At 58.1% G+C, this 11,832-nt stretch carries 10 protein-coding genes; 8 read left to right on the top strand and 2 right to left on the bottom strand.

Annotated elements, in window-relative coordinates:
* Positions 1–379: 379 nt before the first annotated feature.
* From guaD to xdhC, 4 genes are read left to right on the top strand one after another with little or no spacing between them, the layout of a single operon-like run.
* Positions 380–1,711 (top strand): guanine deaminase, encoded by a 1,332-nt coding sequence (guaD, locus tag MFP24_RS17325; RefSeq protein WP_249231536.1) that lies wholly within the window; start codon positions 380–382, stop codon positions 1,709–1,711.
* The gene (gene xdhA, locus MFP24_RS17320; protein WP_249231535.1) at positions 1,708–3,135 is read left to right on the top strand and encodes a xanthine dehydrogenase small subunit; all 1,428 of its coding nucleotides are present in this window, start codon (positions 1,708–1,710) and stop codon (positions 3,133–3,135) included. The genes guaD and xdhA overlap by 4 nt, the downstream gene beginning before the upstream one ends.
* On the top strand, positions 3,128–5,533 hold the full coding sequence (gene xdhB / locus MFP24_RS17315; RefSeq protein ID WP_249231534.1) for a xanthine dehydrogenase molybdopterin binding subunit: 2,406 nt from the start codon (positions 3,128–3,130) through the stop codon (positions 5,531–5,533). The genes xdhA and xdhB overlap by 8 nt, the downstream gene beginning before the upstream one ends.
* On the top strand, positions 5,517–6,314 hold the full coding sequence (gene xdhC, locus MFP24_RS17310) for a xanthine dehydrogenase accessory protein XdhC (protein WP_249231790.1): 798 nt from the start codon (positions 5,517–5,519) through the stop codon (positions 6,312–6,314). The genes xdhB and xdhC overlap by 17 nt, the downstream gene beginning before the upstream one ends.
* Positions 6,315–6,359: 45 nt before the next feature.
* Here xdhC and hpxO read toward each other — a convergent pair whose 3' ends face one another.
* Positions 6,360–7,517 carry an FAD-dependent urate hydroxylase HpxO gene (gene hpxO, locus MFP24_RS17305; RefSeq protein WP_249231533.1) on the bottom strand — a complete coding sequence of 386 codons (1,158 nt, stop codon included), beginning with the start codon at positions 7,515–7,517 and terminating at the stop codon, positions 6,360–6,362.
* 484 nt (positions 7,518–8,001) lie between these two features.
* Between hpxO and uraD the strand changes: the two genes are divergently transcribed.
* The 3 genes from uraD to MFP24_RS17290 all read left to right on the top strand — a co-directional run bounded on the left by uraD (position 8,002) and on the right by MFP24_RS17290 (position 10,271).
* Positions 8,002–8,502 carry a 2-oxo-4-hydroxy-4-carboxy-5-ureidoimidazoline decarboxylase gene (gene uraD / locus MFP24_RS17300; RefSeq protein ID WP_249231532.1) on the top strand — a complete coding sequence of 167 codons (501 nt, stop codon included), beginning with the start codon at positions 8,002–8,004 and terminating at the stop codon, positions 8,500–8,502.
* On the top strand, positions 8,495–8,830 hold the full coding sequence (gene uraH, locus MFP24_RS17295; protein ID WP_249231531.1) for a hydroxyisourate hydrolase: 336 nt from the start codon (positions 8,495–8,497) through the stop codon (positions 8,828–8,830). Before uraD ends, uraH begins: the two co-directional genes overlap by 8 nt.
* A gap of 91 nt (positions 8,831–8,921) precedes the next feature.
* Positions 8,922–10,271 carry a nucleobase:cation symporter-2 family protein gene (locus MFP24_RS17290; protein ID WP_249231530.1) on the top strand — a complete coding sequence of 450 codons (1,350 nt, stop codon included), beginning with the start codon at positions 8,922–8,924 and terminating at the stop codon, positions 10,269–10,271.
* A gap of 144 nt (positions 10,272–10,415) precedes the next feature.
* Here MFP24_RS17290 and MFP24_RS17285 read toward each other — a convergent pair whose 3' ends face one another.
* Positions 10,416–11,267, bottom strand: coding sequence for an SDR family oxidoreductase (locus MFP24_RS17285; protein WP_249231529.1), 852 nt, complete (start codon positions 11,265–11,267; stop codon positions 10,416–10,418).
* A 125-nt stretch (positions 11,268–11,392) separates the two neighbouring features.
* Between MFP24_RS17285 and MFP24_RS17280 the strand changes: the two genes are divergently transcribed.
* Positions 11,393–11,752, top strand: coding sequence for a winged helix-turn-helix transcriptional regulator (locus tag MFP24_RS17280; RefSeq protein WP_249231789.1), 360 nt, complete (start codon positions 11,393–11,395; stop codon positions 11,750–11,752).
* Positions 11,753–11,832 lie beyond the last annotated feature (80 nt).

Genomic DNA, 11,832 nt, shown 5'->3' with positions numbered 1-11,832 from the left:
GATCAATTTTCACGCAACATAAAACCTTAAAAAAAACAACACATTGCTATCAAAATAAACTTATAAAGCAATGCTTCATTATTTCCCGGGGAGCCTTTAGGCGCCGTTGTGGGTTTCTTCATTTCATGCATACGCACAGTATTGGTGCATCCTATTACCTCATCAATATAAGCAACCGTTTGCTTATTTTCATGTTATCGACTGGTTTTTTGATTGTTGCTTTTCTGTTTTTATCTTTTTGTTTTTAAAACAAAAAAATATTCTGGTATGTAAATTGCTAAATTTTGATTAACAGCTGCGCTCGATAGATAAAAGCCGCCGGCAGGGTCGCGTCAGCACAGAGAAAACGAGTGCGGTTTGGGATAGAGGAAATACGGTAATGAACATGTCATTTACTACGGCTATTCGCGGCAATTTTTTCGATATTGCCGCCTGTGTGGCTCAACCACAGCAACTGGAACAACATATTCGGCACATCCCCGACGGGCTGATGCTGCTCAATGGCGGCACCATTGTGTGGTACGGCAGTTGGCGGGAGGGCGAGGCAAGGCTGCACGCCGGCGTTGAGGTGACGGATTACCGCGACAAGTTGATCGTGCCGGGCTTTATCGACACGCACATCCATTACCCGCAGACCGAGATGATCGGCGCCTACGGCGAGCAACTGTTGTCGTGGCTCCAGCAATATACTTTTCCGACGGAAAGCCAATATTGCTGCGAGCAGCATGCCGAGCGGATGTCGGCGTTTTTCCTACAACAACTCCTGAGTAACGGCACAACGACGGCGCTGGTATTCGGCACCGTTCATCCACAGTCCGTAGAGGCGCTGTTTGAACAAGCGGCAAGGCTGAACATGCGTCTGATTGCCGGCAAGGTGATGATGGATCGCCACGCGCCGGAAGCTCTGCTGGAAACCCCGATGCAAAGCTATCGGCAAACGCGCGAACTGATTTTGCGCTGGCATGGCAAGCAGCGCCTGGGTTATGCCATCACCCCGCGTTTTGCGCCGACCAGCACTCCGGAACTGCTGGCGCAGGTACAGCGCCTGCACAAGGAATTCCCCGACGTCTACCTGCATACGCATCTGAGCGAAACCCCGGATGAAGTGGCGTGGGTAAAAGAACTGTTCCCGGAAAACAGCGGTTATCTGGATGTCTACCACCAGTATGGGCTGACCGGCCGCAAAAGCGTATTTGCCCACTGTCTGCACCTGGATGAGGAAGAATGGAACTGCCTGCATGATACCCATTCCGCGATTGCTTTCTGCCCGACCTCCAATCTATTTCTGGGCAGCGGCTTGTTCAATATGCAAAAAGCCTGGCAGAAACAGGTAAACGTGGGGATAGGTACCGATGTGGGGGCCGGCACCACCTTCAATATGCTGCAAACGCTGGGGGAGGCCTACAAAGTGGGACAGTTGCAGCATTATCGACTCTCCGCCGGCGAGGCGTTCTATCATGCCACGCTTGGCGGCGCGCGCGCCCTGGGGCTGGAAGCCAATATCGGCAACTTTACGGTTGGCAAAGAAGCGGACTTTGTGGTGCTGGATCCGGCGGTTTCCGCCTTGCAGACACTGCGCCATGCAAACAGCCGCCAACTGGCCGATCAATTGTTCGTACTGATGACGCTGGGGGACGATCGCAACATTTATCGCACCTATGTCGACGGTAAAGTGGTGTATCAATCCGGCGCGGGCAGGGAGGCGGCATGATCCAGTTTCTATTGAACCAGACGTTAAAAAACGAAGCGGATATCGATCCCAACACCACGGTCTTGAACTACCTGCGCCGGAATTTAGGCCGCTGCGGCACCAAGGAAGGTTGCGCCTCCGGGGATTGCGGCGCCTGTACCGTGGCGCTGGCGGAGCCGGACGGCGACAGGTTGCGCTACCGCAGCATCAATGCATGCCTGACGTTTGTCAGCGAACTGCATGGCAAACAGCTGATTACCGTCGAAGATTTGCGGCAAAACGGTAAGTTGCACAGCGTGCAGCAGGCCATGGTGGATTGCCACGGATCGCAATGCGGCTTCTGTACGCCGGGGGTGGTGATGTCGATATTCTGCCTGCAAAAGAGCGGTGATGATTACCCACGCGGGGAAATATTGCAGGCGCTAGCGGGTAACCTGTGCCGTTGCACCGGCTACCGGCCCATTATGGCGGCGGCGCGGCAGGCGTGCGAACAGCGTCCGGTCGATGAGTTCGATCGGCAACAGGCGCAAACGTTGCGGCGCTTGCGCCGCATCCCGCCGGCCGCATCATTGCAGGCGGCGGGAAAACGCTGCCTGGTGCCGCAGAACATTGATGAACTGGCGGCGATGTACCGGCAAAACCCGCAGGCGCGCCTACTGGCCGGCGGAACCGATCTGGCGCTGGAGGTGACGCAACGGCATCAGGACTTACCGCTGATGATTGCCATCGGCCAGGTGCCGGAGCTGAAACAAATCACCCGCGGGGAACGGCTGGAGATCGGCGCCGGCGCGGCATTGAGCGACGTTTACCCCGTGCTGGCCGATTATCATCCGGCGTTTGGTGAACTGCTGGCGCGTTTCGCTTCCCGGCAGATCCGCAATCAGGGCACGCTGGGGGGCAATATTGCCAACGCCTCGCCGATTGGCGATAGCGCACCGTTGTTGCTGGCTCTGGATGCCGCGTTGGTATTACGCCGGGGAGAGGCCCGGCGTGAACTGCCGCTGAGCAAGTTCTTTCTTGATTACCGGCAGACCGCATTACAGCCGGGGGAGTTTATCGAGCGTATTGTGCTGCCGGCCAGCGCGCCGCCGGCGTTCCGTGCCTGGAAAGTCTCCAAGCGCCTGGAGGACGATATTTCCGCCGTATGCGGCGCCTTTAATCTGGTTATCGAGCAGGGGCTGGTGCGCCAGGCGTACATTGCGTTCGGCGGCATGGCCGCCACGCCCAAGCGGGCGTCGGCTTGCGAACAGGCATTAATCGGCAGGCCGTGGCAACGCGCCGCCATCGAGTCGGCCGCGCAGGCGCTGGCGCAAGACTACACGCCGTTGAGCGATTTCCGCGCCAGCGGCGCCTATCGACTGTTGGTGGCGCAAAACCTGTTGCGCCGTTATTTTATGGCGCTGACGGCGCCGCTGTCGGCGATCGAGGTGACCGTCTATGAGTAATTCCACACATATTACGTCTACCCAGGCGCAATTGGCCGAGCGCTTTCGTCAACCGTTAACCAGCGGCGTCGGCCGCAGCCGCAAGCATGAAAGCGCGGATAAACACGTCAGCGGCGAGGCGCAGTATATTGATGATCGGCTGGAGTTTCCTAACCAACTGCATCTGGCCGCGAAACTGAGCGATCGCGCGCATGCGCGTTTAACCCGGGTCGACGTTTCCGCCTGCCATGACTTCCCCGGAGTGGTGCGGGCGTTCACCTGGCAGGATGTGCCGGGCGAACTGGATATCGCCCCGTTGACTCACGGCGATCCGCTGCTGGCGAAAGATCGGGTGGAATATGCCGGACAGGTGATTGCCGTGGTGGCGGCGGAAGACCCCGAAACGGCCTGGCGCGCGGCGCAAGCGATACGGGTAACGTATCAAAATCTGCCGGTGAAGCTGGATGTGGCCGAATCGTTGCGCGAGGGCTATGTGGTGCAAGAGTGCCACCGCCACCAACGCGGTGATGCCGATGGCGCCCTGGCCACCGCGCCGCACCGCATTCAAGGCGAGTTGCACGTTGGCGGCCAGGAGCATTTTTATCTGGAGACCCAGATCTCCTCGGTGACGCCGACGGAAGACGGCGGCATGATGGTCTACTGCTCAACCCAGAATCCCACGGAAATACAGAAGCTGGTGGCCTCGGTGTTGGCGATCCCGATGCATAGAGTCGTCGTCGATATGCGCAGGATGGGCGGCGGTTTCGGCGGTAAGGAAACGCAGGCCGCCGGGCCGGCATGCCTGTGCGCGCTGGCCGCCCGTCTTACCGGACGGCCGGCGAAAATGCGCCTGAACCGCCATGATGATATGGTCATGACCGGCAAACGCCACCCGTTTTATATCCGCTATGACGTGGGGTTTGACGACAACGGGCTGTTGCACGGGGTAAAAATCGATCTGGCCGGCAACTGCGGCTATTCGCTCGACCTGTCCGGCTCGATTGTCGATCGCGCCATGTTTCATGCGGATAACGCCTATTTCTTGCAGGACGTGCTGATTACCGGCCATCGCTGCAAAACCCACATCGCCTCGAATACCGCCTACCGGGGCTTTGGCGGCCCGCAAGGCATGATGGCGATAGAACAGATCATGGACCATATCGCCCGCTATCTGGCATACGATCCGCTGGCGGTGCGCAAAACCAATTATTACGGTAAAGAAACGCGCAACGTCACCCATTATCAGCAGCCGGTGGAGCAAAATCTGCTGCACGAGATCACAGCGCAGTTGGAACACAGCGCCAGGTATCGCCAGCGCCGCGCCGCCATTCGGGCGTTTAACGCGCAAAACCCGGTGCTGAAAAAAGGGCTGGCGTTGACGCCGGTGAAATTCGGAATTTCGTTTACCTCCAGTTTCCTAAACCAGGCGGGAGCGCTGGTGCTGATCTACACCGACGGCAGTATCCAGCTCAATCATGGCGGTACCGAAATGGGCCAGGGGCTGAACACCAAAGTGGCGCAGATTGTCGCCGAGGTGTTCCAGGTGGATATTGGGCGTATCCAAATTACCGCCACCGACACCGGCAAAGTGCCGAACACCTCGCCGACCGCCGCCTCCTCCGGCACCGATCTCAACGGCAAAGCGGCGCAAAATGCGGCGTTGATCATCAAACAGCGGTTGATCGACATGCTGGCGGAACAGCATGGGGTAAGCGCCTCTCGGATTGAGTTCCGCAACGGCCAGGTGCGCGTGGGCGAGCGCTATTTCAGTTTTGAACAGGTGGTGGAGCAGGCGTATTTCAATCAGGTATCGCTGTCCAGTACCGGCTATTACCGAACGCCGAAGATTTTCTACGATCGCGACAAGGCGGCCGGTCACCCATTTTATTACTTCGCCTACGGCGCCGCCTGCGCCGAAGTGCTGATCGATACCCTGACCGGCGAATACAAACTGCTGCGGGCCGACATCCTGCACGACGTGGGCGCTTCGCTTAATCCGGCGATCGATATCGGTCAGATCGAAGGAGGCTTCGTGCAAGGCATGGGCTGGCTGACCTGCGAAGAACTGGTGTGGGATCGGCAAGGCAAACTACTGACCAACGGCCCGGCCAGTTACAAGATCCCGGCAATCGGCGATATCCCCGCCGACCTGCGGGTGACGCTGTTGGAAAACCGCAAAAATCCCGAGGATACCGTGTTTCATTCCAAAGCGGTGGGGGAGCCGCCGTTCATGCTGGGTATTTCCGTCTGGTGCGCCATTAAAGACGCGGTCGCCAGTCTGGCGGATTACCGCGTCCAGCCCGCTATCAACGCGCCAGCCACGCCGGAAAGCGTATTGTGGGGAGTACAGCAGATGTTAATGCATAACGATACGACGGAAATGGCGTTGGAGGGCGGTAATGATGGATGCGTGGATTGACGAGCTGGCCGCGCTGCGGCAGCGCGGCGCGCCCTGCGTCCTGGTCACGCTGGTGGACGAACAGGGCTCTACGCCGCGTAACCGCGGCAGCAAAATGCTGGTAACCGCCGAACGGGCGGTCGATACCATCGGCGGCGGAAACCTGGAATTTCAGGCGCTGGAAATCGCCCGCAACATGCTGAAAAAAGGGGACGCTACCCTGCGGCTGGAGCGTTTTCCGCTGGCAGCCCGACTGGGCCAGTGCTGCGGCGGCGCAACCAGCGTACTGTTCGAACCGTTAATTCCGCCGCGCCCGCTCGTCGCGCTGTTCGGCGCCGGCCATGTCGGCCGCGCGCTGACGCGGATCCTCGCCACGCTGCCGCTGCGCGTGCGTTGGATTGACAACCGTCCGGAGCAGTTCCCGGCCGCCATTCCCGAGGGAATAGACAAAATCGTCAGTGAGGATCCACTGGATGAAGTGGACGCCTGTCCGCCGGGGAGTTATTACATTGTGATGACCCATGATCATCCGCTCGATCTGGCGCTGGCGGAGCGCATTCTGCGGCGGAACGATGCCGCCTACTTCGGCCTGATCGGCTCGTTGACCAAACGTAAGCGCTTCGATTATAAGCTCGGACAGCGCGGCATCAGCGACGATGCCCTGGCTTCCATGCGTTGCCCGCTGGGCCTGCCGGATGTCAAGGGCAAACTGCCGGCGGAGATAGCCGTGGCGGTGGCCGGGGAAATTATCGCGTGCTATGGGCGCCAGACCATGTCCCGCAATGGCGCCTCGCCGGCCTGAGGAGTATCAGGCTTACGCGAGCGCTCTTTGCCGTAAACCCGGCGTTTATGCCAAAGGTCCGCCCAGGATGGTTTCCCGCATACCGGCGATAATGCCTTCACCGGTTTCGGTTTTCAGCTCTTCATACCACGCCTGGGTGATGCTCATCTCTTTACCGTGGGTAACGTCGCAGCGTTTACGCGCTTTCAACACCAAATCCCTTACCCGATCGCTGCGTTTTTCCTGGTAGCGTTGCAGAGCATCGGTAATACCCAGCGAGTTGGTTTGTAAGGCTATCGCCAATACCACCGCATCCTCCATCGCCGCACAGCCACCCTGGCCGATATCCGGCGTGGTGCTGTGGCCGGCGTCGCCCAGCAGCGCCACGCGTCCGCGCACCAGCTGCTTGAACGGTTCAATATCGTGGATTTCTATCCGGTTGGTGGTTTCAGGATTAATCGCGGAAATCAGTTTTTGTACCGGTTCGGCCCAACCGGCGAAGTAACGCTGTAAATCGTCGCGCACTGTACTGCGATCTTCCGGTAATCCTTTCGGCAGCGGTACATCGAAGAAAAAATAAAAACGGTTGCCGGCAATCGGCATCAGCGAAACACGTTTACCTTCGCCCACAAACGTCGTCCACTGATTGGCCGGCGCGATGGTTTCATCGATAGCGACCAGCCCGTTCCAGTTGACATAACCTGCATAGCGGCGCTCCACCTGTTGACTCAGCACATAAGGGCGGATCGCCGAATGGGTGCCGTCGGCCGCCACCAGAAAATCGGCGTTCACCCGGCAGCCGTCTTCAAACCAGGCGGTAACGCCGTCGGCGGTATCTTCAACGCCGCTCACACGCTTGCCGAATTGCACCTTATCGCGACCATAGGTTTCCAGCAGCATAGTCTGCAACGCCGCCCGAGACACCGGGTAAGGCCGTTCGCCCACGCTTTCCACCAGCGGATTCAGGCTAAAGCGGGTCAACGTCCGGCCTTTCCGGTAATCATTATAGGCCATGTAGTGCATTGGCCCCCCCAGTTGGCGCACCTGCTCTTTCATGCCCAGGTAGTTAAGGCACTTCACCCCGTTAGGCCAGATTGATAGCGCCGCGCCGACCGGTTTGATCTCTTTAACCGCTTCAAAGACTTCGGTTTCAATACCGCAGCGCCGTAATGCGATAGCCGCGCATAGCCCGCCGATGCCGCCGCCGATGATAAGTGCTTTCATATTTTTCTCCTTTTTTAATGGCTAAATAAAGCAATTTGCATACCAGCTTGCGCATTGGGCGGAACACCATCCCTACCCGGGTTAAGCGCCGTTAGGCAACCGTCGCTTTCGTTACCTTTTCAAACTGACGCGGCGTTGCCCTCAGCCAGCACCGCCGGACGATCAATATTTACTTTTCATCATTCAGTCCTGTTCCTCTGGTAAAAAACGATGGCGAAGCGCCTTTTGAGTGCTCAAGCACCAAGTTAGTGCATTTCTTTGTCCTTTACGGCCTTCCCTCCACCTTTCCCAGACAACGAAAAATGCCCACCAAGGTGCAAATATTAAGGAGTTCATGCAGATTCACCCCGCTCTGACTATTTGGCACATTGGTTGCAATAAAGAAATAAAAGAATCTTTTGTTTCACAGCTTTGTTATCAGCGACGCCTTTTTATATTTATATGAGTGGCAAAAAAGACGGGTGGCGGCATTGGAGGAAGACGCATGAGGTTGCAACAGTTTAATCAATTGCCGGCGCATGAGGCGGCACGTTTACTGCGCCCCTGCGTGGATATTACACCATGGATCGACGCCGTCGTCGCCGCTCGACCATTCGTCAGCGTGGATGCCGCGGTGCTCTTTGGCCGGCAGGCATCGCTTCGCTGGCGCCCGGCTGAAGTGGCGACGGCGCTGGCTCAGCATCCGCGCATCGGCGAGCGAGCCGAAGGACAGGGGCAGGAGGCGACGTTTTCCCAACGTGAGCAGGCGGCGGTGAATGCGCAAGATGCCGCATTGACGCAAGCCTTACAGGAAGGTAATAGACGTTATGAGGCGCGTTTTGGTCAGGTGTTTCTGATCCGCGCGGCCGGGCGTGACGGGCAAACCATCCTGCGTGAGTTGGCGCGCCGGTTGCAGAATACCCCGGAGCAGGAACAGCAGGAAACCACTGAGCAATTGCGAGAAATCGTGTTGCTGCGTTTTAAGGAGCTATTAAACGATGAGTAATATCAGCACCCATATTCTCGATACCTCTCTGGGCAAGCCGGCCGCCGGGGTACGCGTTTGGCTGGAGCGGCAGAACAGCCGACAGTGGCAGGTGGCGGCGGAAAGCCGCACCGATGCCGATGGCCGCGTGCGCGATCTGACGCCCGATGGTCTGAGCAACGGGCACTACCGCCTGTGCGCCGATCTGGGCGGGTATTTTGCGCAAAGCCGGCGCCAAACCCTTTACGTTACGGCGATCATTGACTTCGTTATTGACGATGCGCAGCAGCATTACCATCTGCCGCTGCTGGTCAGTCCGTATTCTTATTCGACATATCGCGGCAGTTAAGCTCAGGCCGCGCCACGCGGCAAGTTAAGTAACCGGCGAACATCCACGTCCGATAAATAAAATCTTAATTACCCAGTTAGCGGGAGAAACTATGGATCTATCGCAAAAGAGGGGCGCGGCAGCGGGCCGTCCGGAAGATGAACAGTTGCCGCTGGGTAAAACAGTTACCTACGGTTTACAGCATATTTTGACGATGTATGGCGGCATTATTACGCCGCCGCTGATTATCGGTTCGGCTGCCGGGCTGAGCGCACCGCAAATCGGCATGTTGGTTACAGCGGCCCTGTTTGTCAGCGGATTGGCCACGCTATTGCAAACGCTGGGCGCACCCTGGTTTGGCTCACGCTTGCCGCTGGTGCAAGGGGTTTCCTTTGCCGGCGTGGCAACGATGGTCACCATTGTGAACGGCGGTGGCGGATTACCGGCGGTGTTTGGCGCGGTGATTGCGGCTTCGCTGATTGGTTTACTGATCGTCCCTTTCTTTTCGCAGATCATCCGCTTCTTCCCCCCGGTGGTAACCGGTACGGTGGTGACGGTAATAGGTCTGTCGCTGATGCCGGTGACCGTTCGCTGGATAATGGGCGGGAATGCCAAAGCGCCTGACTGGGGCTCGCCCGGTAATATCGGGCTGGCGGCCTTTACGCTGGCGGTGATCCTGTTGCTGAATAAAGTGGGATCGCCAGCCCTGAAGCGCCTGTCGGTACTGTTGGCGATGGCCGTGGGCTGTGTGGCGGCGGCGCTGGCGGGCAAAGTGAATTTTTCTGCCGTGGGCGACGGAGCCTGGCTGGCGATACCGGAACCCTTTGCCTTCGGCTGGCCGATCTTCGAACTGAGCGCCATTCTCTCAATGCTGCTGATTGTGCTGGTGCTATTAACGGAAACCACCGCCGGGCTGATCGCCGTGGGCGAAATTGTCGGTTCACCGGTGGATACCCGTCGTATCGCCAACGGGTTGCGTGCCGATATGCTTTCCAGCGCATTGTCGCCGGTATTCAACTCGTTCCCGCAAAGCTCGTTCGCCCAGAATATCGGGCTGGTGGCGCTCACCGGCGTCAAAAGCCGTTTTGTGGTCAGCGCCGGCGGCGCGATCCTGGTGCTGCTGGGCGTACTGCCGATACTGGGGACGGTGATGGCCTGTATTCCGTTGCCGGTGCTGGGCGGCGCCGGGGTGGTGCTGTTTGGCTCCGTGGCAGCCAGCGGTATCCGCACGCTGGCCAGGGTCGACTATAAGGACAATATGAATCTGGTCGTGGTGGCAACGGCCATTGCCTTCGGCATGATCCCGATCGTGATGCCGACGTTTTACGATCAGTTCCCGAACTGGGTCCGCACCTTGTTGCACTCCGGCATCAGCGCCTCATGTCTGGCGGCATTGCTGCTGAACATGTTGTTTAACCGGATTGAAGCCGATGCTGAAGACAAAAACGCGGTAAGGGGCTAATAGCGTGCGTTTCAGGCAGGGATAAGAACGTCACGGTATCGTGCCGGATATTTTCACTATATGGAAACAAGATTCCCATTACTGCGGCGACGTTGAAGGCTGGCAAAGCCCGACGCGCTTATGCCAGCCAGACCGCTATCCGGCCTATTGGATAGCCCCTTTCACCACGGTCGCCAGCGGCGTGGTGGGACGGCCGATCAGGCGGCTCAGCTGATGACCGTCATCAAATAAACCGCCTTTCGAGGCGCCCACGTCCGAATCGGCAATGATATCCGCGAACGCCGCGGGTATCCCCGCCGCCGCTAACGCCGCGCTATATTCCGCTTGCGGCAGGTTCCGGTAACCAATGCTCTTACCCGACTGAAGGCTGACTTCGGCCGCCAGATCGGCCAGAGTATAGGACTCATCCCCCGCCAGTTCGTAAACCTTGCCGGCCTGATTGTCCTGAGTCAGCACCGCCGCGGCGGCCGCGGCATAGTCAGCGCGGGTGGCCGAGGAGATTTTTCCCTCGCCGGCGCTGCCGATAAACACGCCGTGCTGCAACGCCGCCGGTATGCTGGCCGCATAGTTTTCGGTATACCAGCCGTTGCGCAGCACCACATAAGGTAAACCCGACGCTTTTAACGCCGCTTCCGTTTCCTTGTGTTCGGCAGCCAAGGCAAGCGGCGAGGTATCCGCGTGCAGAATGCTGGTATAGGCCAGCAGTTTAACCTGCGCCTGTTGCGCCGCCTCGATAACGTTGCGATGCTGCGCCGCCCGCTGACCCACCTCGCTGGATGATATCAGCAAGACCTTATCCACGCCTTGCAGCGCGGAAAGCAGCGTCTCCGGCCGCGTATAATCCGCCGCCTTCACCTGTACGCCGCGTGCGGTTAAATCGGCGACTTTGGCGACGTCCCTTACCAGCGCCACAATTTCCTGCGCCGCAACCTTATCCAACAGTTGTTCAATAACCAAACGGCCCAATTGGCCGGATGCGCCTGTAACAGCAATCATAATAAGCTCCTTTCTTTGATTGACACCGACTGGCATAATAGCGGCAAAGCAAACTTTTAGTAAGTACGCACATAAAGGTAAGTATAGTGTCGGAAAAAATATCACCAGTCGCCTCTTCAGCGGCTATGCCGTTGCAGGGAAATCTTTTCGCCGAAAAATGCCCGTCCCGCCAGATCCTTAACCATATCACCAGCCGCTGGGGGGTACTGATTTTAGTCGCATTGCTGGATGGAACGCTCCGTTTCAGCCAGTTGCGGCGCAGAATTGACGGCGTCAGCGAGCGTATGCTGGCGCAAACGCTGCAATGGCTGGAAAACGATGGTTTTATCCTGCGCATCGCCTATCCCGTCGTACCGCCGCACGTCGAATACAGCCTGACCCCGCTGGGCAGAGAGGCCAGCGAGCGCGTCAAGATCCTGGCCGACTGGATAGAAGAAAATATAGCGACGATATTGGCGGCGCAGGCGGCCCATCAGGATAAGTGATCGCCGGGCGCCGCCCCCTGCGGCGTTACCCGATAGATAAGTCTTATCAAGGACCTGCGCTTTGCCTTCCTACCCCACGC

The sequence above is a fragment of the Brenneria tiliae genome (assembly GCF_023347575.1).
GTDB lineage: Bacteria > Pseudomonadota > Gammaproteobacteria > Enterobacterales > Enterobacteriaceae > Brenneria > Brenneria corticis.
The sequence above is the reverse complement of the archived record's forward strand: the minus strand, read 5'-3'. Positions and strand labels throughout refer to the sequence as shown.